24 protein-coding genes and 1 pseudogene are annotated in these 25,163 nt (G+C 60.6%); 16 read left to right on the forward strand and 9 right to left on the reverse strand.

Going from position 1 to position 25,163, the window contains the following annotated elements; translation table 11 throughout:
- Positions 1-225: 225 nt before the first annotated feature.
- The 3 genes from P9239_RS05710 to P9239_RS05720 are packed head-to-tail and all read left to right on the forward strand — an operon-like array spanning position 226 to position 2,822.
- Positions 226-1,209, forward strand: coding sequence for a 2-dehydropantoate 2-reductase (locus P9239_RS05710; protein WP_309749504.1), 984 nt, complete (start codon positions 226-228; stop codon positions 1,207-1,209).
- Positions 1,210-1,228: 19 nt separating this feature from the next.
- The gene (locus P9239_RS05715; protein ID WP_309749505.1) at positions 1,229-1,594 is read left to right on the forward strand and encodes a nucleotide pyrophosphohydrolase; all 366 of its coding nucleotides are present in this window, start codon (positions 1,229-1,231) and stop codon (positions 1,592-1,594) included.
- Positions 1,595-1,649: 55 nt separating this feature from the next.
- The gene (locus P9239_RS05720) at positions 1,650-2,822 is read left to right on the forward strand and encodes an acyl-CoA dehydrogenase family protein (protein ID WP_309749506.1); all 1,173 of its coding nucleotides are present in this window, start codon (positions 1,650-1,652) and stop codon (positions 2,820-2,822) included.
- Between the two features lie 9 nt (positions 2,823-2,831).
- Here P9239_RS05720 and P9239_RS05725 read toward each other — a convergent pair whose 3' ends face one another.
- Entirely contained in the window at positions 2,832-3,077 is a 246-nt protein-coding gene (locus tag P9239_RS05725; protein ID WP_309749507.1) for a DUF4148 domain-containing protein, read from the reverse strand.
- 396 nt (positions 3,078-3,473) lie between these two features.
- Here P9239_RS05725 and P9239_RS05730 point away from each other — a divergent pair, with 396 nt between their 5' ends.
- A complete protein-coding gene (locus P9239_RS05730) occupies positions 3,474-3,713 on the forward strand; it encodes a hypothetical protein (protein WP_309749508.1) in 240 nt (79 codons plus the stop codon).
- A gap of 78 nt (positions 3,714-3,791) precedes the next feature.
- On the opposite strand, the gene P9239_RS05735 is transcribed toward P9239_RS05730, so the two are convergent.
- Complete coding sequence (locus P9239_RS05735) at positions 3,792-4,001, reverse strand: DUF1059 domain-containing protein (RefSeq protein ID WP_309749509.1); 210 nt, start codon at positions 3,999-4,001, stop codon at positions 3,792-3,794.
- Positions 4,002-4,101: 100 nt separating this feature from the next.
- Here P9239_RS05735 and P9239_RS05740 point away from each other — a divergent pair, with 100 nt between their 5' ends.
- From P9239_RS05740 to P9239_RS05775, 8 genes and pseudogenes are all read left to right on the forward strand, one after another.
- On the forward strand, positions 4,102-4,536 hold the full coding sequence (locus P9239_RS05740; RefSeq protein WP_309749510.1) for a DUF3293 domain-containing protein: 435 nt from the start codon (positions 4,102-4,104) through the stop codon (positions 4,534-4,536).
- Between the two features lie 44 nt (positions 4,537-4,580).
- Positions 4,581-4,832, forward strand: a complete 252-nt coding sequence (locus tag P9239_RS05745) for a tautomerase family protein (RefSeq protein WP_309749636.1) — start codon at positions 4,581-4,583, stop codon at positions 4,830-4,832.
- Positions 4,833-6,324: 1,492 nt separating this feature from the next.
- Entirely contained in the window at positions 6,325-8,535 is a 2,211-nt protein-coding gene (locus P9239_RS05750) for a filamentous hemagglutinin N-terminal domain-containing protein (RefSeq protein ID WP_309749511.1), read from the forward strand.
- Between the two features lie 256 nt (positions 8,536-8,791).
- Positions 8,792-9,220, forward strand: a complete 429-nt coding sequence (locus P9239_RS05755; RefSeq protein ID WP_309749512.1) for a hypothetical protein — start codon at positions 8,792-8,794, stop codon at positions 9,218-9,220.
- Between the two features lie 865 nt (positions 9,221-10,085).
- Positions 10,086-10,577: pseudogene (locus tag P9239_RS23375) on the forward strand (hypothetical protein); the annotation flags it as partial.
- Between the two features lie 494 nt (positions 10,578-11,071).
- The gene (locus P9239_RS05765) at positions 11,072-13,099 is read left to right on the forward strand and encodes an acyltransferase family protein (RefSeq protein WP_309749514.1); all 2,028 of its coding nucleotides are present in this window, start codon (positions 11,072-11,074) and stop codon (positions 13,097-13,099) included.
- Between the two features lie 19 nt (positions 13,100-13,118).
- Positions 13,119-14,921 carry a ShlB/FhaC/HecB family hemolysin secretion/activation protein gene (locus P9239_RS05770; protein ID WP_309749637.1) on the forward strand — a complete coding sequence of 601 codons (1,803 nt, stop codon included), beginning with the start codon at positions 13,119-13,121 and terminating at the stop codon, positions 14,919-14,921.
- 360 nt (positions 14,922-15,281) lie between these two features.
- Positions 15,282-15,962, forward strand: a complete 681-nt coding sequence (locus tag P9239_RS05775; protein ID WP_309749515.1) for a 4'-phosphopantetheinyl transferase superfamily protein — start codon at positions 15,282-15,284, stop codon at positions 15,960-15,962.
- Between the two features lie 3 nt (positions 15,963-15,965).
- On the opposite strand, the gene P9239_RS05780 is transcribed toward P9239_RS05775, so the two are convergent.
- On the reverse strand, positions 15,966-16,472 hold the full coding sequence (locus P9239_RS05780; protein ID WP_309749516.1) for a M48 family metallopeptidase: 507 nt from the start codon (positions 16,470-16,472) through the stop codon (positions 15,966-15,968).
- 230 nt (positions 16,473-16,702) lie between these two features.
- Here P9239_RS05780 and P9239_RS05785 point away from each other — a divergent pair, with 230 nt between their 5' ends.
- Both P9239_RS05785 and P9239_RS05790 read left to right on the forward strand, forming a co-directional pair.
- Entirely contained in the window at positions 16,703-17,209 is a 507-nt protein-coding gene (locus tag P9239_RS05785; RefSeq protein WP_309749517.1) for a metal-dependent hydrolase, read from the forward strand.
- 40 nt (positions 17,210-17,249) lie between these two features.
- On the forward strand, positions 17,250-17,738 hold the full coding sequence (locus tag P9239_RS05790; protein ID WP_309749638.1) for an LEA type 2 family protein: 489 nt from the start codon (positions 17,250-17,252) through the stop codon (positions 17,736-17,738).
- Positions 17,739-17,804: 66 nt separating this feature from the next.
- On the opposite strand, the gene P9239_RS05795 is transcribed toward P9239_RS05790, so the two are convergent.
- Complete coding sequence (locus P9239_RS05795) at positions 17,805-18,083, reverse strand: hypothetical protein (RefSeq protein WP_309749518.1); 279 nt, start codon at positions 18,081-18,083, stop codon at positions 17,805-17,807.
- Positions 18,084-18,503: 420 nt separating this feature from the next.
- Here P9239_RS05795 and P9239_RS05800 point away from each other — a divergent pair, with 420 nt between their 5' ends.
- Positions 18,504-18,632, forward strand: coding sequence for a BBE domain-containing protein (locus tag P9239_RS05800; RefSeq protein WP_309749519.1), 129 nt, complete (start codon positions 18,504-18,506; stop codon positions 18,630-18,632).
- Between the two features lie 39 nt (positions 18,633-18,671).
- On the opposite strand, the gene P9239_RS05805 is transcribed toward P9239_RS05800, so the two are convergent.
- The 4 genes from P9239_RS05805 to P9239_RS05820 form a co-directional block, all read right to left on the reverse strand.
- Positions 18,672-19,004 (reverse strand): host attachment protein, encoded by a 333-nt coding sequence (locus P9239_RS05805; RefSeq protein ID WP_309749520.1) that lies wholly within the window; start codon positions 19,002-19,004, stop codon positions 18,672-18,674.
- Between the two features lie 64 nt (positions 19,005-19,068).
- Positions 19,069-20,586, reverse strand: a complete 1,518-nt coding sequence (locus tag P9239_RS05810) for a succinate CoA transferase (protein ID WP_309749521.1) — start codon at positions 20,584-20,586, stop codon at positions 19,069-19,071.
- Positions 20,587-20,831: 245 nt separating this feature from the next.
- Positions 20,832-21,026 (reverse strand): hypothetical protein, encoded by a 195-nt coding sequence (locus P9239_RS05815; RefSeq protein ID WP_309749522.1) that lies wholly within the window; start codon positions 21,024-21,026, stop codon positions 20,832-20,834.
- Positions 21,027-21,152: 126 nt separating this feature from the next.
- Entirely contained in the window at positions 21,153-23,255 is a 2,103-nt protein-coding gene (locus P9239_RS05820) for an FUSC family protein (protein WP_309749523.1), read from the reverse strand.
- A 157-nt stretch (positions 23,256-23,412) separates the two neighbouring features.
- On the opposite strand from P9239_RS05820, the gene P9239_RS05825 reads away from it, so the two are divergent.
- On the forward strand, positions 23,413-24,408 hold the full coding sequence (locus tag P9239_RS05825; RefSeq protein ID WP_309749524.1) for a LysR family transcriptional regulator: 996 nt from the start codon (positions 23,413-23,415) through the stop codon (positions 24,406-24,408).
- An 11-nt stretch (positions 24,409-24,419) separates the two neighbouring features.
- Here P9239_RS05825 and P9239_RS05830 read toward each other — a convergent pair whose 3' ends face one another.
- A complete protein-coding gene (locus P9239_RS05830; RefSeq protein WP_309749525.1) occupies positions 24,420-25,106 on the reverse strand; it encodes a Fe2+-dependent dioxygenase in 687 nt (228 codons plus the stop codon).
- Positions 25,107-25,163 lie beyond the last annotated feature (57 nt).

A 25,163-nucleotide genomic window follows, 5' to 3' on the forward strand; every position in this document is an offset into this window, starting at 1 on the left:
ATGTGGCAGCGCATTGTTTGCGTTGCTGCCCTTGCAGCCAAAAATAGGAGCGGAGAGGCTCTTTTCAATAACTCAAACCGCATTTGCAAAGCGATTTTTTATTCGTTCGAGGACTCTTGAAAAGTAGTCGCCGAATCATAAATGGCTTCGTTTGAGCACCGGGCGCTGAAGAATTCCATCCGCTCTTACAATGAGCGATCCATCACGAGCGGCGGGGACGGCAAGATGAAGGTATGCATATACGGCGCGGGCGCAATCGGCGGCTGGATCGGCGTCAGACTTGCGCAAGCAGGCTGCGATGTCAGCGTGGTCGCGCGCGGCGCGACGCTCGATGCGCTCACGACGCGCGGCTTGCAACTCGTCGAGCAGGACACGACGCACACGGCTCAGGTCCGCGCGAGTGCCGCGCCCCAAGCGCTGGGGCAGCAAGACCTGGTCGTTGTCGCCGTCAAGGCCCCGGCGATGGAGTCCGTCGCCGCGCACATCGCGCCGCTGTTGAGCGAGCGGACCACGGTGCTGACCGCCATGAACGGCGTACCGTGGTGGTTCTGCGACGGCTTAGGCGATGCATTCGCCGGCAGGCGTCTTTCGTCGGTGGACCCGCACGGCGCCATCGCGGCCGCGATACCGAGCGCGCAGACGGTCGGCTGCGTGGTCCACGCGAGTTGCTTCGTGCAGGCGCCGGGCGTCATCCGGCATCATCAGGGTAACGGGCTGATCCTCGGCGAGGCGAGCGGCAAGCCGAGCGCGCGTGTCGATTCGCTCGTATCGCTGTTCGCCCAGGCAGGCTTCGATGCTTCCGCTTCGCCGCAGATTCAGCGCGACGTCTGGTTCAAGCTCTGGGGCAACATGACCATGAACCCGATCAGCGCGATCACCGGCGCCACCACGGACCGCATTCTCGGCGACGATCTCGTGCGCGGCTTCGTCACGCGCATCATGCTGGAAGCGAAGGAAATCGGTGCGCGCTTCGGCATTCCCATCGAACAGGAGCCCGCGGACCGGCACGCGGTTACGGCGAAACTCGGCGCGATGAAAACCTCGATGTTGCAGGACGTCGAAGCGCGCAAGGCCGTCGAACTGGATGCACTCGTCGCGTCGGTGCGGGAACTCGGCGCCATGACCGGCGTGCCGACGCCTTTTACCGACGCACTGCTCGGCCTCGCGCGTCTGCATGCGCGCACGCTGGGGCTTTATCCGGCGCAATGAGTAGCGAGTCGAGGACGCCATGAAAGAATCCCCGAGCGAACTCGTCGCCATGCGCGACATGCTGCGCGAGTTCGTCGACGAACGCGACTGGCGCCGCTTTCATGCGCCCAAGAACCTCGCGGCGGCGTTGAGCGTGGAGGCAAGCGAGTTGCTGGAGCCGTTCATGTGGCTTCAGACCGGCGACAAGACCGAACTCGACGACGCCAAACTCCGGGCCATCCGCCACGAAATGGCGGACGTTCTCGCTTATCTGGTGATGCTGGCGGACGCGCTCGATGTCGACCTGCATGAAGCGTTGCGGGAGAAGATGGCGCTCAATCGCGCGAAGTATCCGGCGCACAAGGTTCGCGGGGACGCGCGCAAATACAGCGAATACGATGAATGACGAAAGCGGCGGACACGGCTAAGCTCGCATGATGCCCTAACGACCGAGGATGCCGATGGACTTTTCGCTTTCGCCGGAGTTGACCGAATTGCAGGCGCGGGTGCGCGCGTTCATCGCAAAGGAGATCGTGCCGATGGAGCGCGATCCGCGCTGCACGCCGCACGGGCCGAACGAAGCGTTGCGCGCTGAACTCATCGCGAAGGGCCGCAAGGCGGGCCTGCTGTCGAGCCACATTTCACCGGAGTTCGGCGGGCTCGGGCTCGGCCATGTCGCGAAGGCCATTCTCTTCGAAGAAGCGGGCTATTCGCCGCTCGGCCCCGTCGCACTCAATATCGCCGCGCCCGACGAGGGCAACATGCATCTGCTGGAAGCCATCGCGACGCCCGAGCAGAAAGAGCGCTGGCTGCGTCCGCTCGCGGCGGGCGAGATCCGCTCCTGCTTCTGCATGACCGAGCCGTCGCCCGGCGCGGGCGCGGACCCCGCGATGCTCCAGACCACGGCCACGCGTGACGGCGACGACTACGTGATTCACGGCCGCAAGTGGTTCATCACGGGCGCGGAGGGCGCGGCGGTGGCGATCATCATGGCCAAGTTCGCCGATGGGCCGGCAACCATGTTTCTCGCGGACATGTCGAGCCCCGGCTTCGTCATCGAACGGTCGATGGATTCGCTCGATACGTGCTTTCCGGGCGGCCACGGCGTCGTGCGATTCGACGGACTGCGCGTGCCTGCATCGAACGTGCTCGGCGAACCGGGCGAAGGCTTTCGCTATGCGCAAGTGCGTTTGTCGCCCGCCCGTCTCACGCATTGCATGCGCTGGCTCGGCGCGGCGCGGCGCGCGCATGACGTGGCAAGCGACTACGCGCGGCGCCGTCAGGCTTTCGGCAAGGCGCTAGGCGAGCATGAAGGCGTCGGTTTCATGCTCGCGGACAACGAGATGGATTTGCATGTGACGAGGCTTGCCATCTGGCACTGCGCGTGGGTGCTCGATCAGGGCGTGCTCGGCAAGCACGAGTCGAGTGTCGCGAAGGTGGTGTCGTCGGAGGCGCTGTGGCGCGTGGTGGACCGTTGCGTGCAGGTGCTGGGCGGGCAGGGCGTCACGCACGAAACCGTCGTCGCGCGCATCTTCGCGGACATGCGCGCGTTTCGAATTTATGACGGCCCGTCGGAAGTGCATCGGTGGAGCATCGCGCGGCGAATTCTGCGCGGGCCGAAGCCGGCCGCCTGACCGCGCGCTCTATTGCGTCATGGGCGGTTTGTCGGCTCGTCGTTGCGCGACGATGCGGCCGGCGCGCATTGCGTTGTCGGGATAATGGATCCAGTCGTTCGGATCGTAGCCCGCAGCGAGCCAGGCGCGGAGATCGTAGCGGACCTGTTCGCGCGTCTTGGGCGCGGACGGGTCGTCGGTAAGCGGCTGCGCGATGGCAGACGCCGCCCAGCACGCCGCAAGCGCGCCGAACATGAAACGGGAAGCAGCTTTCATGAAGACCCCTTGTGCCGCTTACAACGGCTTACTTATTCTAGGACACAACGTGAAATCGCACCGGCGCGTGCGCAGCCGTGCGCCGTTGCGCGAATAGGCAATCGACGCGGCTTCCGAATCGACAACTGCATTGCATCTGTACGCTATGTGGGGTGATCTGAGTCCCAAATAACGGACACCGTTTCACCCGCTCACAACAGGGGAAACCCCGTGTTGCATTGCAGCATGTCATTGAGTATGCTGTTCCGAGCGGGGCCGAGCCGCCCTCTATCATCAAGCCACATGCCCTAAACGTTTCGCGTGCGGGCAACGCGAAAGAGAAGCGCCCGACATCGAGGGCGTTCGTCTAGGCAAGGCAGCAAGCCTTACGGACGTCAACTTGAAGGAGCCGCATTGATGGACCTGACCACATCGTCGAAACCGACGCTGCATGTCTTCCACCAGGAAGGCGGGTGGCATTGGGGTATCACCGTCGAACGCGCGGCAGGCGGCGGCATGAAAGTAGTCGCCTACAGCGACGAAGGCTTCGACTCCGAGGACGAAGCCCGGGAGGACGGCGAACACGTCCTGCGCTCGGAAGACTGGCAGTCGCGTCAACGGTTCAGCCGCAGCGAGCGGCGCACCGGCTGCTCCTGATAACCGGCTTCTTTTCCCTTCGAACGACAAGCGCAATCCATTCCCTGCGTGCCGGCCGCCGCGCTATGTTTTTGCTCGTCATGCGGGCGGTCTGTCGATCGGCGGCGTGCCGTCGTGGAAGAACTTCCTAAGTTCTGTTCTCAACTCCGGCGAATCCTGATGTTGATGCGCGCTCACCGCATGTTGAACGGCGGCTTGCATCAATTCGTCTTCGGAGTCCGCGGCCAGCGCGAGGGTGCAGTGGCTGTCGCTCGAGCACTCGCGGCAATCGATGTACTTGCGTGTCATGGCGTCCTCCGTGCATGAGGCGCTGCTAACAGTATAGGCTGTCCGCGTGACTGCGATGCCGGTTTGCGCGTGCGTGCGCACTCGGGTAACGTCCATGCCTATGGACGATTCTTCGCTTTCCGACGCCACCCTTGCGGCCTATCGCGCGGCTGTCTATCGGATATATGGCGAGCCACCCATCGATATGATGATCGGCGAGAAGAACGCTGAGATCGCCGCGCTGCTGGCGCGCCACGGGGTCTCTAGCGCCGTGTTCGTGACGGCGTTTAATCCATTCGGGCGCGCACTCAGTGCGGGGCAAAACGGCGCGCGCCAGCACATGCTCGAAGCACGCATCGTGCAATCAGGGTTGACCGCTTTACCCGGCGAAGGAATCGATCCGAACGGCATATGGACCGCCGAAGCGAGCCTTTTAGTGCTCGGAGCGACTGAGCAAGACGCCGACGAACTCATGCTCGCATACCGACAGAACGCCGTGGTGGTCGTCCATAGTGACGGCTTGGCGCAACTGCGCGTGCATCCGCAATATCGCTGAATCAGTGAGGTAGCCTATTCATGCGGCTCGTGCGAATGGACTTGATGCGAGGAAAGGACGCCGCCTATCGCGCGGTGATCGGCGATGTCGTGTACGAAAATGCTCGCTTTCAGATCGGTGGTGAGCACCGCGCGTCGGATTTCATCGTGGATTGTGGATATCTCGGCATTAGCCGCACCGACCATTGCATCGTGATTCAGGTGACGCTCAATGAAGGACGCGATGGGGTGAAGAAACGCGCGTTTTGCAGAGCCGTCGCGGATGGCCTGCACGAGCGTATTCGTCTGCGGCGCTAGGACGTTTTATCAGCCTGATCGAAGTGAAAGGCAGAAGTGGTCGTTCGGCAGCCGAGAGTCAATCAATAAAAATAAGGATCGCATGACGAAGTACTGAGGGAATCCTTGAGCATCACTGCGCTCACGGAGCTCGCTCTTCGAGAGCCGCGAGACCGCCTCGCCGCTCGCTGGCTGATTAGCCATGGCACCCGAGCGCGTCACCCAGACGCAGCAACAAGTCGAGGGGATTACTAGGCGTTGCTCGCCGCGAGTACAAAGGCGTCAGCCCTCTTCGCACGCGAGGCCGAACAACTGGGAAGCCGGCTTGCCGAGGAGCAGCAGGGAAGCGCCACGTTAAAGCATGAAATTGACGCCGTGCGCAGCGGTGGGCCGAGCTTGCGCGCGGCGTTGACATGTTGATAACGAGGCGAGACCAGAGACGCGGAGACTGGTTGCTGAGACGTTCCAGAAAATCGTCCCGTATCAACTCAGTTTCGAATGACGTTGACTATTCAACGATCAATATGCTGCTGATGTCGGAGTACGGCGTCTCACGAGTGCTACACGTCGGGGAGTGGCGCACGGGGCCAGCAACCACCTGCGCTGTGCGCGGAACCATCAGGAGCCGTTCGGCCGACGCTACCGAGCCTCGTGGGAGTGCGTCGCGGCTCAAGACAAAGCCCTCCGAAGCGAAGCTTGCCAGCGACGCTCGCCTGGGCGCGGCATTGGCTGTGGCGACCAGTACGAACTGGACTTCGGTATGGCGAAGAGCACATCCGGACGATTCCGGTTCGCCCGCAACAGTGACAACTCCTGAGTGCCGATGCCGAAATCAGCGCATCGGACGAGGACATGTCGCAAATCCCGGCGCATATGACGTTCATGGTGCGCGTCGGCTACGGATATTTAGACTTGCACCGGCAAGCGGTGCGGCGCTTCCCCGACGCTTCCTCAGGGCGCTGCAGAAGGGGGCGCAAACTCTGGCCGCTCGCCCTCGCGGGACCGGTTGCCCTATCGGCAAGCGATCAGTTGTGGGCGGTATCTAGCAAGGTCATCAGCCCCACACGCCAACGACGTTGATGATCCACGGGCCCTTGTCGCTCGCCAAGGTCGCTTGAGGCACCTGGTGATGATCCGATTGTTTCGTATCGGCCTGCCCGGCGCGCTGCAAGTATCGCTCTACGTTTGACGCGTGCACCTTCGTCTACGTCGAAGCCGATCATCACGCGGTGAGCGATGTCGGCGAACATGGAAGAGGCATGCAACTGCCGGAGCGAACGGCCACGACAACGCCGCCTCAGCGGCTCTTTCCTCGCAGGTAGCAGCAGATCCAGCAAGCGGCCTCGACGAAGATCGAGGCCGCGATCGAGCGCGTGTGATTGCTCCACAACAGCGCAACGGTTTTCAGAGTATTCCCATATTACGCACTATTGATCGCCGGAACACTTGCGGGTTACTGGCGGGATGTGCCGTCGCGCGTCCGGCATCCTAGAAAGAAGCGAAGCATTGAAGAATGAATAACGGGATTTACAAGCTGGTCTTTAGCCGCGTACGGCACATGATGATTGCGGTTGCTGATTTCGCCACGGGGCAGGGCGCGGAAGGCGGGAGCGCGACGCAGCGCGAGTCGGTCGTATCATTCCACAGCATCGGTTCGAGCCTTCCCATGCGTGCCGTGGCTTTCGTCGCGATGTTGCTGCTGGGTGCTGCCGCGTCTGAGTCTTATGCTCAGATTGTCGCCGCACCTGGGTCCGCTGCGCAGGTGATCCAGACGCAGAACGGACTCCAGCAAGTGAACATCGCCAAGCCGTCTGCTGCCGGCGTTTCCCTGAACAATTATTCACAATTCGACGTGCCCGGAAAGGGCGCGATTCTCAATAACTCGCCGACCATCGTTCAGACGCAACAGGCGGGTTATATCAATGGCAACCCGAATCTCTCGCCGGGGCAATCGGCGGGGATCATCGTCAACCAGGTGTTGAGCAATTCGCCGTCGCAGTTAAACGGCTTTCTGGAAGTGGCCGGGCAGCGCGCGGAAGTCGTGGTTGCAAATCAGCTTGCGCTCTCGGCGTATGACCTGGTCAACCGCAACGGCACGATTACACAGGCAGGCACCGCGCCGACGACGTTCACTGTGACCGGCACGCTGGACAACACGTCTGGCTCGATTCAGACCAACGCCGCCGATCTGACGCTCGCGCCCGCAGCGCTCGTGAACGACAACGGCACGATCACGAGTTCGGGCACCCGTGTTCACCGAATCGCCCGACACCGCGCTGCCCACGCCGATGTTCGACTGGGTGTTCTGCATCTGCTCAGTGTTCGTGCTCTTCACGATGCTGCCGCGCGTGGAGTGCTCCCAGTAGGAGCTGTCGTGCTCCTCGCGCGCTTCGTTGAGCGTGACATCGCCCGTTGCGACGATGTTCGCCGCGCCCGTCTCAGTCGACAGCGTCGAGCCTGTGAGCGTCACATTGCCCTTGCTCTTGTCCGTGCTCACTGCCGCCAGCGTCGCATTGCCGCCCGCCGAGAAGCTCGTGCCTACAGCTTGCTCGTCATAGTTGTGGCTCTCTTGACTGCGCTTCTTGCTGTAGTAGACATCGTCGACCTTGGCGCTATCGGTGACGCTCGTCGCCGTCAGATTGCCACCCGCGACCACCGTCATGTCCTTGGCGTCCTCGCCCCGATCTTCGACAAGAACAAGATCGAGGCGGGGTTTGAGATCGTCGGGCAGTTCACCGCTGAAGCCGGAACCTTCGTCGCGAACCGGGTGAAGGAGGCGGATGCGGCGAGCGCGGCGGCGAAGGACCCGAATCTGACGCCGGAACAGCGGGTGCAAGCGCAGCAGCAGGCCGATGAGCTGAACAAGGACTGGGGCCCCAACGGGACGTATCGTCAGGTGATGACGGCGTTGACGGTGGCGGCGGGTGGCAATGTGACGGCAGGCGCCGGTCGGTTCGCGCAAGCGGCAACGGTGGCGTATCTGCAAGAGCTTGGGGCGAACGAAGTCAAGCAGCTAGCGGATTCGCTGAAGGACGAAACGGCGCGGGCAGCGCTGCATGCGATCGTGGGATGCGCGGGTGCGGCGGGATCGGGCGCGAACTGCGGCGCGGGCGCCATGGGCGCGGCGGCCAGTAGTGTCATCGGGAGCCTGCTTGGACCGACGGAGAATATGTCGGCGGCGGATCGGCTAGTTCGGGAGAATTTGGTCAATAGTCTGGTGGCAGGCGTGGCCACGGGCATGGGCGCGAGTGGGGCGGATACCGCGACGGCTGCGGGGGCGGCGCAGATTGAGGTGCAGAATAATCAGGTTTCGATACTGCCGAAGAAGAATCCGCTGTCGGTTGATTTGGTGAAGACGTTCTGCGGCGCGGGCAAGTGCACGGACGACCAGGTGAAGCAGCTCGTTCAAACGCAGAACCAGATGAACGAGGCTTCGGGCAAGAACGCGGTCACGGCGGCGGGTGCTGTCGCGGCAGTGGCGGCGATTCCAGCGTTGGCAGTGCTTGGGCCGGAGGCGTTGACGCTTGCGCTGACCAATCCGGCAGCGGCGGTGAATGCTGGCATCATTACGGCGGAGACGGCGGCAGCCATTGTGACTAACTCGGTTGCTCCGAGCGTTGCAGTAGAAGGGGCAGCGGCAAGAGCAGGCAGTGCCGCCGACATGCGCACGGGTACGCAGTTGCGCAATCGATTGGCTTTTCAGGACGCTGGGCTGCTGGATTGAAGCGGGGAACTGACCGAAGCGGCGATTCAAAATTCTCGGAGGATCAATTCGTCTGGTTCCGGCACGATCAACAATCCGTCTATCGTTCAAGAACTGACGAAAGATGGTTCTAATATTGCTGATTGGGGAAAGTACACAACGCAATCAGTGACTGCGCCCAATGGACAATCATTGCAGATTGACTACTATATGAATTCGAAATCTGAAAAATTGATTACGCCACGCCTGATTACAAGGTGAAGGGAGTTGTTCTACCATGATGGTTCGTTATGCTAGGGAACGCGGTTTTAAGGGACAAGGGTGTGATCCGCTGCTTACCCTTGGACGGATATATCTTGTGATGGGTGTTGTGATAAGGCCTGCGCCGTATCAAGTGCAAGTATGCATTCTCACAGATACCGATCCGGGAGACCACCGAGATGGTAAGCCATACTCGGATGGCGGGCCTGGCTTGTTCGATATGAACTTTTTTGACATCGCAGATGTGGATGTGCCACCGGACTGGTCGATGATTGATCAAGGGAAAGGTTATTACACCTTGAGCCCAAAAGAATTCGGCGGTGACTTCTGGGATCGCTTTCACGATGGGGATTCTCGGGCGGAGACGACCTTTGAACAAGTGTTAAAAAGACTAGAAGTCTTCCACTCTGGGGAAAATCCTTCAGACCACTGTGATCATGTTTAACAAGACCCAGCAAATGAAGTAGTCGAAGGCTTGCGAGCCACGGCGCGAGCAACTACGTAACAAGGGCGGAAGCAGCGGCAGAGGGGCAGCCCGGCAAACCGATGAATAATAGCGTTCCCGGTGGGAAAATGGGCGCCGATGTGTTCAAAACACGACCATTGTCTCACCTTCAACCACCAGTTGAGTTTTGTATGAAGCCGATATTGGGCTCAGCGGCAACATGTCTCGTAGTAATCAAACCGGCACAGGTGTTGTATTCGAGTGACGGATTGCTGTACGACCGATCATTACAAGACAGCAACTTCTATTGGAAATCGAGGCTAGAGCTAGGGTTCAAGAGGAAGTAACGATGCTGTGTGGCGATCCCAGTACGCTCGCGATTTGGCGCGATCCAATTGCGTCTTGGTCGGACGAGAGGGTTGAGAATGGTTGTTTCGGTTACTTTGTAGGGAGTCGTTTGTTTCTTTTGTTCTTCTTTGTCCACGCTTGGCGTAGACCTGGATCTGTCGAGTACAGTCAACAGCATGAAGAATGGTGTAGAAGACAAACGATTGTTCTCTGCAGCAGTCGTTGATGTCTATGAGGAGCTTTGCGATAGGGCCTTTCCCCCTGTCGATTCATGCGCGAAAGAAAGTGACTTCAAACATCTCGTCTCCGTTGGAAGTCTGTTAGATGAAGGTCACAATGTCTTTCTAATCGAGTGGAAAAGATCGGGCAAGGATCATTTACGGTTGTAACGAAGACGTTGATAGCGTGATGGATGTTATGCTTGATCGCGATAGTTTCCAGTCAGTGGTTCGAGAAGTCGTTGAGGAGTACAAAAACCTACCACATAATTGATGTGAAACAATGTGCCCGCGGTCACGACACCGACCACTACGACTCCAAGCAGCAGGGCGCCGGAGTAGGTGTGAGTATCCCGGTGTCGGGCGTGGGCAAGCCGAGCGTGTCGGCCAGTGTGAGCCAGCAGCAGATGAACTCGGACTACGCGAGCGTGAGCGAGCAGTCAGGGATCAAGGCAGGCTCGGGCGGGTTCGATATCGACGTGAAGGGCAATACTGACCTCAAAGGCGGCGTCATTGCGAGCGAAGCGGACGCGTCGAAGAACAGTCTGAACACGGCAACGCTGACGTACAGCGACATCGAGAATCACGCGAACTACGATGCGTCGTCGTTTGCGGCGAGCGGTGGCTATAGCTTCGGCGGTGGCGACGGTGACAAGAGCGGGATCGGCAAGGATCAAAAGGGTGTGGCGAACAACACCAATCCAGTGCCAGGCACGGATCTGCCGAAGAACGACAGCGGAGTAACGGTTGCGCCGCCTGTGGCGATGGCAGCGTCGTCGCGGTCTTCAAGCTGCGTGGCGATCCCGCCTGGGCATTTCACGCAGCGCCAATGCCCGCATGAACTCTGCTTCCCGTCCACGGCTCGAGTACCGCTTCGGGCTGTCACTCCTTGCTGCTCTCTTGGGGGGCTCGGTGGAAAATTTAGGAATGCGACGACTTGCAGTATTCGGCGTCGGACGATTAAGGTACAGACCACAGCTCGCGTGAAACGCGGATGGGGGAGACTTGCAATCGCGATTGGCAGGAGAATCTCACCGGCCTCCGAAACAGGCTTTTGACTTTCATCTTGTGATTCAGTTCGTTCACTTTTCTCCGGTCGATCGAAAATAAGACGGGGTGTTAGCCAATTTCACGCGCGAATGAGACTGCTTCGTCAGTCTCGTCGACGACAAACAACGTTCCTTTTATGGTACGCACGAGTGATTCTGACTATCGATAAGGCAATTCGTACACCTAAGGTACACAGTACGTTAGCGAGACATTTCGCCCTAAACCCTAGAAATCTATGAATGTCCTCGTTTCGCCGGGGGCTGTTCGCCCCGCATCTGAAAAATACCGGCCCGAAATTGACGGTCTGCGGGCAGTAGCGGTATTGGCAGTGGTCATGTTCCACGCCTTTCCGACCCTCGTCCCGGGCGGCTATGTCGGTGTCGATATATTCTTCGTCATTTCAGGTTTTCTGATCACCGGGATCCTGCTTTCAGAATTGGACGAGGAACGCTTCAGTGTTACTCGCTTCTATGGACGCCGCGTCAGGCGAATCTTTCCGGCGTTTGTTTTGGTGTTGGGCTTCGTTTTTTCGCTCGGCTGGTTCTCGCTGTTCAAGACCGAATACAGAGATCTAGGCAAACAGATCGTGTCCGGCGCCGCGTTCGTGGCGAACCTCGCTTTCTGGAAAGAGGCCGGCTATTTTGACAGCGCCGCCGACACCAAACCTTTACTGCACCTGTGGTCGCTCGGCGTTGAAGAACAGTTCTACATTCTCTGGCCGCTGCTGCTGGCATTCGCACGGCGGCGCCAAATCGGCCTCGCGAGACTGATGCTCGGAATATCCGTGGTCTCCTTTGGTGTCAACGTGCTGCTAATCAATCACCATCCGGCGGCCGCATTTTATTCACCCTTTAGCCGCTTCTGGGAGCTCCTTGCCGGCGCGATGCTCGCCTACGTGATGCGGTCATCGCTCGATCGAAATGCGGCTGCCCCGCGCCGACTGCCGATGCTCGGCGCAATGCTATGCGTCGCGGCCATGTTCGCGCTAAACCGGAACTCGGCGTTTCCCGGATGGTGGGCGCTGCTGCCTGTTGCCGGGGCTTCCCTGTGCATCTACGGCAACGGCGCGGATCCCGTGGCGCGTCACGTACTGAGCCGACCGGTGATGGTGTGGATCGGCAAGATCAGCTATCCACTTTACCTCTGGCATTGGCCGTTGCTGTCGTTTGCGACCGTCCTCGCTGGTGCGCAGCCAGCCGCCCAGGTGCGCGCCGTCCTCGTCGGGATTAGCGTCGTGCTCGCGTGGGCCACCTGCGCGGTGATCGAGAAGCCCATCCGTTTCGGCCCGAGCCGTCGCATGAAGGTAGTCATCCCGTGCGTGCTGGTCGTGCTCATGGCCTTCCTAGGTGGCATGGCCTGGATGCGCGACGGATTCGGGTTTCGTAAAGGCTATAGCCTAGGTGCCGACGTGAACACCGCATCGCTGGGGGCAGGGCGCGAATACACGGAACGCAATTGCGGTGTTTCCTCGCGGGACGAGCATCTTTTCCAGTTTTGCGCACAGGACAGCAGGGAACCGCCGCGTGCCGTCGTATGGGGCGACAGCAAGGCTGACGCCACGTATTGGGGCCTCGTGCGGCAGTCGGCACAGGGGCTTCGCTGGCGCCTGATCGGGCGTGCGAGCTGCGCGCCCATGGTCGGCGCTGCCCGGCTGTCGTCTTACGCGAATGACAATCCAGACGAATGCGAACGGTCCAACCGGATCGCCGCGCAGGCGATCGCTTCCGATCCGCACATCGAACTCGTCCTGCTGACGGGAGCCGCCCGCGTGCTGGTCGGGCCTCAATACGGCAATGCCGTGACCCGCAAGCCGGATGTGAACGGCGCGCTCGACGGTCTCGATGCCGCGATTACTTCCTTACAGCGTGCTGGCAAGAAGGTCGCGCTGCTGATGGATAACCCGACCTTACCCGATCCGCGTGAATGCATGGATCGCAGGTTGATGGCGTCTAGCGCAGTCCGGAAGTCCCTCGGCGTCGACCGAGCCGGCTCTTCGGCACCTCGGTGCACGGTTTCCTATGACGCGCACCTGGCAGCCACGGCCGCGTATCGCTCGATCATGACCATCCTGCACGACAGGCACCCGGAGGTTTCCTTTTTCGACCCGGCAACAGTTTTGTGCGATCGGCGAAAAAATGCCTGTTCGATTACGAAGGACGGCGCATTCCTCTACAGCTATGGCGATCACGTATCAGATGCCGGCAACAAGCTGATCGCCGATTACATCCTGCCTGAACTTGAAGTCAGTTTGGCCAGCAAATAAGGAAATAGATGTGAAGAACATGAATGCGCGCAATTGCTTGCAGATTGCGTTTGCAGGCTTGATCGTGACGGTGGTCTCGCATAGCGCATGGGCACAGAACGTGTCGCCAGCAGACGAGGCTGCCGCGGCTCGCGCCAACGCAGAACAGAACCAGCAGGTTCAGCAGCAGCGCGCCGCTCAGGAACGCGAGAAGGCCGTCAATGCGTCGTCCGTCCGGTCGACCGCGCCAGTAGACGGTGCCCGTCCTCAACTGCCGCACGAATCGCCCTGCTTTCGCATCGACGCGTTCGCGCTCGACGTGCCGGCAACACTGCCTGATGCTGTGCGTGCGAAGGGGGCATCCGCCCTGCCGCTCGACCCCTTTGGCTTCGCGCGTGATTGGCTGGTCCACTACGACGGCCAATGCGTCGGCAAAGACGGCGTGAACGTACTCACCAAGGGATTGCAACAGGCGATACTCAGTCGCGGCTATATTACGACTCGCGTGCTGCTGCCCGAGCAGGATCTGTCACGCGGCGTATTGAAGTTCGCGCTGGTGCCCGGCGTGATCCACGAGGTTCGGTTCGCCGGACCGATTTCTTGGGGCACATGGAAGACCGCATTCCCGACGCGCCCCGGCGACGTCCTCGACCTGCGCGACCTCGAACAAGGCGTCGAGCAGATGAAGCGCGTCGCATCGCAAGACGTCGACATGAAGATCGAGCCGACTAACGTACCGGGCGAAAGCGACGTCGTTCTGACGCTCAAACGTGCTAAGCCGTGGTCACTCGTCGCCTCGGTCGACAATTCGGGCAGCCGCGCGACCGGCAGACTGCAAGGTAACGTGAGTCTCGGCATCGACAACCCGCTGGGACTGAACGACATCTTCACTATCGGCGCAAATCAAGATCTTGAGTTCGGCGACAAGGGCTTGGGCTCACACGGTTTCAACGGCTCGTATTCGGTGCCGTGGGGCTATTGGACCGCAACGCTGTTCGGCAACACGAACACGTACTACCAACAGATCGCGGGCGTGAACCAGACATTCGTGTCGAGCGGCAACGCGCAGACGGCGGGATTGAAGCTGGCACGCGTGCTCCACCGCGGCCAGAACGATGTCTTCGGCGGCTACGCGCAGTTGTCGAAGCGCTTCGGCGCGAGTTTCATCGACGACACCGAGATCGTGCTCCAGCACCGCAACAACACGTTCTTCGAAACGGGGCTGACCCACCGCCATTACTTCGGCGGGGCGCAGTTCGATGGCTCGCTCGCGTACCGGCAGGGGATCAATGATCTCGGCGCAACCGGGGACCCCTCGCAACCGGCGGATGCCAACATCGCGCCGACGCCTGCAACGAAGCCGGCAGGTCCGACCTATCTGTACCACATGGCCGTGCTGGATGCGAACCTGTCGGTGCCATTCGCAATCGCATCGCAACCGCTTCGATACGTGACTACGTTCCACGGCCAATACACGAACGACACGCTGTTCTACATCGACGATATAACGATCGGCAGCCGATACACCGTGCGCGGTTTCGATGGTGAGCAGATGCTAGCAGGCGAAAAGGGCTTCTATTCGCGCAACGAACTGCAAGCGCCGATCGGCAAGACCGGGCAGACGCTGTACGCGGGCATCGACTACGGCCACGTATTCGGACCGAACACGGCGTTTCTTGCAGGGACGCAACTCGTCGGTGCGGTGATCGGTATTCGCGGCGGCGTGCCGTCGAAGTATGCAGGCTTCAGTTACGACCTGTTCGCCGGCACACCGCTCTACAAGCCGGCCACGTTGGATACGTCACGCGTGACGGTCGGTTTCCAGATGACTGCGCAGTTCTAGGGAAGCTGAGAGTTGCTCGTTCGATTGATCGCATGGTGGCGGTGAACATCAACCCGGCGGTGACCTTAACCGATGTGAATGTCTCTGCCGCGAGCAACGTCCCAATCACGATCTCGCTGGACACGCAAAGCGGCTCTAGCTATTACCGTCAGACAGAATCTGGGCTGATGAGTAACGGTAGGCATGTCGGATGCCCGAAACATTTGGTAGCATGCGCAGATGGGTTCACCATCGAAGGTACTCGTATGACGAATAGCAAACGCTTGCATGACACAGACTGTGCGGCGTTCCCCGTCTCATTCACGTAACAGTTTCCCGTTCAAATTACGGCGAAGCGCAATACGCTCCCCGCTAACAGCAATGCCCGCGCGATGCACGCCCTTGCTGACCGATGCACCCGCCGACGTGCGGCTATGGCTGATCGACATCGATCTGAACGCGCCGCTCCCGGCGTTAGATGAGGGCGTGCTGCAAGCCGACGAGCGCGAGCGTACACGGCGCTTCCTGCGGCACGGAGATGCCGCTCGCTTCGTCACGATGCGCGCCACGCTGCGCCGCCTGCTCGCTGCTGATGTCGGCATCCCTGCCGCTATGCTGCCGCTCTTTTCGGACGCGAACGGACGTCCCGTGCTCGGTATGCGCAACGGGCCCGATTTCAACGTGTCGCATTCGGGAGCGCATGGCCTGATCGCGATCTCCTTCGAGCGGCGCGTAGGCGTCGACATCGAAGAAGCGCGGCAAGCATTCGACTGGCGCGAACTGCAAGCCACCGTTCTGCATGCCGAGGATCAGCGCGTGATCGACGCCATGCCGCAAGCCGATCAGCTCGACGCATTCCTGGCATGCTGGACCGCTAAGGAGGCGGTGCTGAAAGCGCATGGCGTGGGAATCGGCAGTCACGCGCTGACGATGCCTTCTTTTTCCGTCCTGCCGCGCGACGGCATGCGCTATGCGTTGTCCATCGAAGCAGGCCGGTTTCGCGCGGAATCCGTTGCAGCGCCCAAGGGCTATGCAGCGGCGCTTGCCTGGTCGGACCAATAACCGTCAGACCGCCTGGCCGCGCAGCAAATCACGATGCGTCAGATAGAGACGCAAATCGAATTCGATCTGGTGGTAGCCCGGCTGCATCAACTCGCACAGGCGGTAAAACGCCTTGTTGTGATCGCTTTCCTTGAGGTGCGCGAGTTCGTGCACCACGATCATTCGCAGAAATTCCGGCGCCGTGTCCCTGAACAGCGACGCGATGCGAATCTCCTTCTTCGCCTTGAGCTTGCCGCCTTGCACTCGCGAGATGGCGGTATGCAGGCCGAGCACGTGGCGCAGCACATCCAGCTTGCTGTCGTAACAAACCTTGTCGATGGCCGGCGCGACGCGCAAGAACTCATTCTTCAGATCCGCGCAGTACTGATACAGCGCGCGGTCCGACTGCACGACGTGCTTGTGAGGATATCGCGCGTCGAGATACGGCCCGAGCTGTTGCTGGGCGATGAGTCGGCGCACCTTGTCCTGTAGCGTGTTGGGGTAGGCGCTCAGGTATTTCAGGTGTTGCATGACGGCTGATGAGAGAGATGACTTTGCAGCGTGCGTCGACGCGCGGCGGCAATCGCGCGCAACGGTTCCAGGCTTCATTTTAGTCATAGACGCGCGAGCTCGCCGACGAAGCGCGCGAAGCGTGCCCCAACGCACGCAATTGCGTAAGTTTGTGTATCGCCGCGCGCATTGAAGCATGTGCCGTGCGAATATGCGCGCTTTCTTAAGCACGCGGTTCAAGGCAGGTTTACATGGCATCGAGCAAGGCCCATCACGCGACGGGATGGGCAGCGGGAATCATCGCGGCGGCGCTGGTCAGCAAAGCGGCTGGCGTGAATTACCTTTCCTGCGCGTTGGCCGTTTTGGGCGGCGTGGTCGGCGCGACTGCACCGGACTGGCTCGAAGTCGCATGGTGGACCAGGAAGCGCAAGCTATGGGTCACGCATCGCACACTCACGCACTGGGGCGTGGGCTGGGCGGCGCTTCTCGCGTTGTCGTGGCACTTGCTCGGACGGCACCCCGCAGTGCCGTTCGCATTCGGCTTCGCGTGCGGTGGCATCATGCATCTGCTGGCCGACTGGCCAAACCCGCTCGGCGTGCCGTGGATCGGCGCACGCCATTCGCTCAGGCTATGGACGAGCGGACATTGCGACCTGATCGTCGTTGGTGCCGCCTGGCTTGCGGCACTTTATGTCGCCGATGGTGTCTGGTTTCATCATGAGTATGGGCGCATGTTGCTTGGCGTGCTGCGCGCCTGATCGTCGATTCATTCACGCTTACCGGACTTGACCCATGCCAATGAAACAAGCGCGGAACCGCATTTTCCTCGTCCTTTTGGTTTTCGCCACGTTTATGCTCGGCGGATGCGCGGGCTTCCTGAACCGCGATGCGTTGCGCGTCAACGTTGCAGGAATCGAGCCGCTTGAAGGGCAGGGGCTCGAGATGCGGTTCGCCGTGAAGCTGCGCGTGCAGAATCCGAACGATACGTCCATCGATTTCGACGGCGTCGCGCTCGATCTCGATGTGAACGGCCGGGCCTTTGCCAGCGGCGTGAGCCCGCAGCGCGGGACGGTGCCGCGTTTCGGCGAAGTGGTTGTCGCTGTGCCGGTGACGGTATCGGCGTGGTCCGTCGCGCGGCAAGCGTTGGGCTTTGCGAGCGGCGACGCCATGACCAAGGTTTCATATGTTGCGCGGGGCCGGCTCGCAGGCGGACCGTTCGGCGGCGCGCGCTTCTCTGATCAGGGCACCATCGACTTTCCGACGGGAAGCGGCGCATTCGGCTACTGAGTTCTGACGCAATGACGAGCGCTGGCAGGCGCTCGTGTACATAAAAAGCTCGTCAATGCACGCAACTTAGTGCGTGATGCGCGGGCCGTTTGCCTCGTCGTGGTGGAACTCGAAGTGCGCGTTGCCCGGCGCTGCGTCGTGATGAGCGAACTCTTCCTGACGCTTGTGTTCTTCGCGAGCCTGACGCGCTTCGCGCTCGTTACGGGCATCGCGCTCATGCGCTTCATCGACGCGCTCGCGATGCTCCTTGCGCTCGAAACGCTCGTGACGCTCGGCTTCGTGCGACTTGGCATACGCACCCGCCGACAGGCAGGCGATGAGAGCAGCAGCAAACAGCTTCTTCATTCTAGACATCCTTCAGTTAGACATCGCAGACCGGTTGGCATGCAATGCCCAACAAAACGCCAGCGTGTGCTTCCCGTTGACGCTTGTTGCTTTGGTGTAAGGACATTCAACAATGTTTGGCAATCAGCGATAAATAATCGGTCAAGCAGTAAGGGATCCGAAGTAACATGCGCGGCATGACGTGTATGCCGTTTCCGGAGACTATGCCGATGCAATGCTTACTGATTCGGTTCGTGCATGGCCCTCGCCGCACTGCGAGATTTCCATTGACGCCCTCGCCAGGCGAACCAACCGCGTTTCCTGCCGATGGGCTGCATACGAGAATTGCGATTAGGCGTTCGCCATCAACATACACGTCGGCTGGACCGAAGCCGAGGATGACGACAGTTGCACGCAACATCGTCGCCGCGTTGACGCCGCATGACGGGCGATGAGGGCGATCGCGTGAAGGCGGCGCATGGACCGAACTATGAGCGGCTCAAGCAGGTGAAGCGTCGTCAAGATCCGTTGAACGTGTGCCTCGGCAACCAGAACATCCAGCCGTCGTAATGCATGGCGCGCGCCGCGAATGCAGCCGGCGCTCGTCGTTCACGGCCGTTGCACATAACGCTGCGCGCTTCGATCGTCGTTGCTTGGTGCCTCGTAGACGAGTTCCCGTGTTTCGCTGCTCAGGCACTCACGCAATGCGCCGAGAAACGTTGGATCCACGGCAAGGCGCAATCGGTCAAACCGATGATGTAGTCTGCTTTGCTCGAGAAACGCCGCAATGGCTTGCGCGAATCGCTGGCGGTTCTTCTCGCTTTTGTCAGCAGCCGCGTTCCTGATGTCTTCGACCTGCTGAAGCTCGACTTTGAGTCCCCGCGTTTCGAAGATGCGGGCGCGGTTGTCGTCGGCGGCAAGAACCCACGTGATGGCGGTCATGGTGCTTCCTCCCGGTCGCTTGGCTTAAGCGACGCTCGCGCCATTGTGCTCCGATTCGCGCGATTCAACAGCCCGCCACGCTGCCGCGTTGCAGCATGGAGCCCGTCTTTGCAAAGCGTTCATGCAATGCGAAAGCCCGTTCCAAGCAATGCGGCGTGTGGCCGCCGCGTCCTGTTGCGTCGCGGTAATAGTCGCGCAAAAAGTCTTGGTAGAGCGGGTGCGCGCACTTGTCGATCACCGTCAGCGCACGCTCGCGAGGCGCAAGGCCGGACAGGTTCGCAAGTCCGCGCTCGGTCACGATCACGTCCACGTCGTGTTCGTTGTGATCGCAATGCGGGACCATCGGCACAATACTCGAAATGCAGCCGTTCTTCGCGATGGATTTCGTTGCAAACACGGCATACGATGCATTGCGCGCGAAGTCGCCCGACCCGCCAATGCCGTTCATCATGTGCGTGCCGCCTACATGCGTCGAATTCACGTTGCCGTAGATGTCGGCCTCCAGCGCGGTGTTGATCGCGATAAGCCCGAGACGACGAATGACTTCCGGATGATTGCTCACTTCCTGCGGGCGCAGCACGAGCCGGTCGCGGTAGCGGTCCAGATCGTTCAGGACCTGTTCCTGGCGCTTGGCCGATAACGTCATCGACGCGCCGGACGCGAAGGCGAGCTTGCCGGCATCGAAGAGATCGAAAGCGGAGTCTTGCAGGACCTCGGAATAGAGCGTGAGCGCTTCGAAAGGCGATGCGGCGAAGCCGGACAGAACCGCATTCGCGATAGTACCGATGCCGGCCTGCAAGGGTGGCAATGCCTTGGGCAGACGGCCGCGCGACACTTCGTGCTGGAAGAACTCGATGAGATGGCCAGCGATCATCGCTGTTTCATCATCGGCGGGCAGCACGGTCGAGGGGCTGTCGGGCTGATTTGTAACGACTATAGCCGCGATCTTTTCGAGCGGAATGTCGATACAGGTAGTCCCCACGCGATCGCGCGGGTGAACGAGCGGCAGCGGCGCGCGTGACGGGCGGGGCGCAGGCGACCAGATGTCGTGCAAGCCTTCGAGTGCGAGCGGCTGCGCGAGATTGAGCTCGACAATGACCTTCTGCGCCAACATCGGGAAAGTCGCTGAATTGCCTACGGACGTGCTCGGCACAATGGCGCCGGTTTCCGTGATCGCAACGGCTTCGATGATCGCGATATCGAGCGTGCCCAGACGATGATCGCGCAACAGCTCGACGGTCTCGGAGAGATGCTGATCGATAAACATGACTTCGCCGCGATTGATGGCGCGACGCAACGTGGTATCGACCTGGAACGGCAGGCGGCGCTCCAGCGCACCGGCTTCCGTGAGAATGCGGTCGATGTCGTTGCCAAGCGACGCGCCCGTCATGAGCGTGATACGCAGCGGATCGCGTTCCTCTCGCGCACGACGTGCTATTTCAATGGGTACCGCTTTCGCATCGCCGGCGCGGGTAAATCCGCTCGCGCCCACGCTCATGCCATTGCGTACGAGCTGCGCTGCATCGGCTGCGGAGGTGATCTTTCCGCGTAGCGCGGCACAACGAATGCGATCTTCGAACATCGATATCTCCACCAACACTGACTGAATCATGCGCTCGCATGCATCTCATCCTGACCGATGACTCACGTGCATTTGCTGGCGGCGCCGGCTCAATACGTTCTGGTGACTTGGGTATCGGCAGAGAGAGACTTGCGAACGACGCCGGGATTATAGGTATTGCCTGACGCTTTCATAGCCGTGCGTCGCCACACGGCAATTCAGGATGCGATTCTTTTGCGCTTTGTCTAATTTCAGCGCCGTTGCGCTCAACTGCCGCCGAAGAAGACCGTGCAATAACTGGCCGGGCCGACGCATTCCTGCGACGAGTTGGACGGTTGACTCGAGGACTGAGCCGACGACTGACTGGCGTTACTGGCAGCAGCAGGCGCGGACGTTTGTGCGATCGCGAGCGATGCGCCCGACACCATGATTGCAGCGATTGCGAATTGAAGCGATTTCATCGAACTCTCCTTGGGACCTGACCGCCGGCATGGATTGCCTCGGCACGAAGACACTATAGGCAGCGGCCTTCACGCGATAAATCGTCGTGGATGGAAGGCACATTTCCATGCAAGGGAAAGATCGGCTCAGCGAGAAGCATCGAAAGGCGCGTCGGTATCGATCAGCGCACTGCGGATGAAATGCAGGCACGCGAGAATGCGTTGCAGGTCGCGCATGCGTTCGCTTCGATTTGCGCTCGACGCCTTGGCAGATTCCAATAAGGCTTCTGCCGCGAATATCGACCCTACGACCGAACTGATCGCGCGCCGAAGCGATGCACTCGAGGGCATTCGAAACAGCATGGCGACGTCGCGAAGCATGCGCGCCAGGGATGAGGCCCACGATAGACGAACGGGCGCGGGAAGCTCATCGACATCGAGCGTCGCTCTTAGCGCGCGCAGATCGATCATCGCCTGTCCCACTTCGAGCGTGACAAGCATCCACGCCAGTGCGCGACGATGTCCTCGCGAGTAGGGAGCCGAAAGGGCCAACAGTTGAGACATCAGATCATGCGTGCCTGAATGGAAGCGTTCGCTCAATCGAACGAGAGGGGCTTCGCAGGCGAGCGCGGCTTGCGCACGCAACGCGGCGAGCGTCTTGCCGACGAGCCACGGCGTGTGGGGCGGTATGAGAATCGCGCATGCCATCGATGTGACGAGCATCGAAACGAGGATAGCGATGCCGTTATTCAAGAGCATGGCCGGGTCATAGACGATGACGTTATCGGGCGCTGCAAGCAGGCAGAAAAACACGCAGAAGCCCACGCCGTAGCCCGCCGTCGGGCGGCGCATTGCAATGAAGGTGCCGAGCGCGAGCGGTGGCGAAAGCATCGCGCAAAGCAGCGGGAAGCCGTCTATCGCGGGATAGACGTGGCATAGAAAGAAATAGCCGATGACCACTGCACCCGCTGTCCCCGCGGCCATCTCTGCGACGAACCGCGCCGGCCGCGCCGATGCCGACGATAGCCCGCAAGTTAGCGTCGCGCCGATGAGCGCCAGGCCGCCGCTTGGCCATGCCGTGGCGACCCAGAAGGCCGCGACGGCCGCTATCACCATCGCGGTGCGCGCGAACGTTGTGGCGACCACGAAGCCGTCGGTCTTCGCGACGTAGCGCGCGGTCGGCATGTCATCGCGGTGGCCTGCGGACAATGCGGCGCGTAACTGCGCTATGCGGTCCAGGTCGCAAATCAATCGGTCGAGAAGCTCGGCGCAAGTGACGATATCGATCTGCGATGCGTCCTCGAGCCGCGCTGATAGGGACGTCTTTAAGTTCATCAGAGCGTGCCGGTCGCAATCAGTCAAATGGAGGACGTTAGAAAATTCACTCAGGAATGCCGCAAGGGCGGGGCACGCTATATGGACGCGCAGCCGCTTGATCGACTGATCGAGCGCATGAAGACGCGAACACGCGCTCATGAACGCGTTGTTCAATTGGGAAAGCAGCATGCGTTGAGCGCGCAACGCAGGATTCTCATAAGCCGCGAGACGCCGAGTAGATTCGAAGCCGACGATATCCGCGACCAGTTCCGTGTAACGGCGCTCGCGCACGTGTGGATCGAGCCCGCCGCACACTATCTCTGCGGCAAGCATCTTGAACGCGGCCTCGCGTTGCGCAAGCGTCACGGTGAGCTTCGCGCTTGCATGACGCGGCAGGAGCAAGACACTGACGACGCCCGAGCACACGATGCCGATCATGACTTCCGCGCCGCGCGTGAGCGCGGCGAGCAGAAGTTGATCGGGCGCCGCGACGAGCGGTACGCCGATGAGTGCAGCGGTATAGCCCGCCAGTACCCAGCCGTACCAGCGGTATTGCCGATATCGCACCGCAAGCGCGGTGCAGGTTGCTACCCATATCGTCAATCCGATGGCATACAACTCCGCTTGCTGTACGCATACGGCGCCCAGCACGACCGCGGCGACCATGCCGAGCATCGTACCCGCGAAGCGATAGACGCCCTTGGCGAGCACCATGCCCGAGAAGGGCTGCATCAGGACGAACGTCGTCGTCATTGCAATGCGCGGTTGCGGCAACTCCAGACGCATGGCAAGGCCCATCGCGAGGAACGCTGCAATGAGTGTCTTGGACAGATGCAGCCACAGCGCGCCATCCGTTGCTAGCCAGTCCTGCAAGCCGTCGATGACTTCGCCCCCGAAGGGGGCGTTCGTGCGCGGCCGATCCATCAACGACATGCTATTGCCCGGTGCCTTCTTCGTGAAGGCGCCGATTCTAGACAGCGTGCGCTCACTCATTAATGAGAGAATCAGGGAACATTCTTTCCAGAAACAATAACAATAGGTTGCGCTATTCAGCGGACAATATCGTTCTTCTGGTAATTGTGACGTTTTGATGGACACCCTACAGAACATGCGGGTATTCGCCCGCGTGATTCAGGCCGGCAGTTTCACGGCCGCTGCACAGTCGATGAATTCGACGACTGGCGCCATGTCGCGCGCCGTATCGGAACTTGAAGCGCACTTGCGCACCCGCTTGATGAATCGCTCGACCCGGCGGCTTGCGCTCACGTCGGCAGGCGAGCGTTATTTGAAGCGCGTCGTGCAGATTCTCGCGGACATCGACGGGGCAGAAGAAGAAGCGAGCTGCGCGCACGAGCACCCGTCGGGCACGCTACGCATGTTCAGCTTCGCGAGTGTGGGGCAGCACTATATTCTTCCCGCCATCGCGCAATACCGTGCGCTGTATCCGGACGTCAAAGTTGAATTGACGCTCTCGCAGCGCATGCCGGATCTCTTCGAAGGCAGTAGCGATGTCGCGGTCGTCTCGGCAGCCGCACTATCCGATTCGGAAGTGATTTCGCACCGGCTCGGCAGCACCTTCAGCATTCTGTGCGCATCGCCCGATTACATTCGGGCACGCGGGGCACCTGTGCAGCCCGCCGACCTTGCGAATCACGATTGCCTCACGTTGCAGACCCCGGCATTTCCTGCGCACGAATGGACGCTCGAAGGTCCGCAAGGCCGCGAGACCTTGCAGATTAGCGGGCCGGTGCAGGTGAATATCGCGGAGTCGCTGGCGGTCGCGATACGTGAGGGCATGGGCATCGGCATGTTGCCGCTTTATGCCGCAATAGAAGGCTTGCGCAACGGTTCGCTCGTGCGCGTGCTGCCGCAGCATACGCTGCAGCCCACGAATCTCTATGCGCTCTATGCGTCGCGCAAATTCATCGATGCAAAGACGCGTACGTGGGTCGAATTTCTGCGCGCGCATCTTCCGGGTGTGATCGCCCGCGATGAAGCCGCGCTTGCCGGAATCGGACAGAGCGGCGCGTCAGGCGGCATGGCCTTGCCGTTGACCAAGAACTACGCCGCGCACCTAAACCACTAGGCGATCCGCTCTCACGTTTCACTCCACATGCGCAGCAGGTTGTGATAGCAGCCGACGAGCGAGCGTTTCGCGGCTTCGTCGCCGTTCGTCGCGTTGAGACGCTGTATCGAGTTGTCGAGATCGAAAAGCAGAGCGCGTTGGGCGTCGTCGCGCACGAGGCTTTGCGCCCAGAAGAAGCTCGACACACGTGCGCCGCGCGTGACGGGGCGCACTTGATGCAGGCTCGTCGCGGGATACACGATGGCATGTCCCGCCGGCAGCTTCACTTCCTGCACGCCGTAAGTGTCTTCGATGACGAGTTCCCCGCCGTCATACTCTTCCGGGCGCGAAAGAAAGAGCGTGATGGATACATCGGTGCGCACGCGCGCGCCATGACCAGGCACGATGCGAATGGCGCCATCGACATGGCTGCCGAAATGCATGCCGCCTTCATAGCGATTGAAAAGCGGCGGATACACGCGGTTGGGCAACACCGCGCTGATGAAAAGCGGATGACGTTCGAGCGCGCCGATGATCGCATCGCCCATTTCGCGCGCGATCGCGGAGCCTTCTGCAATCTGCTGATTGCGCTTGACGGGCGCGCCTTGATAGCCCGCCGTGGCGCGGCCATCGACCCATGAGTCTGTTGCGGCTTCGAGGCGCGAGCGCATCGCGGCGGCGTCTTCGGCGCTGAGCACGCCCGGTATTGAGAGAATCATTGCGTGGGCTTATCGATGTGGCTCTGCGCGCCGTGCGAAGCGCGGCGCGCGCCTGAC

It is taken from the genome of Caballeronia sp. LZ062 (assembly GCF_031450785.1).
Lineage (GTDB): Bacteria > Pseudomonadota > Gammaproteobacteria > Burkholderiales > Burkholderiaceae > Caballeronia.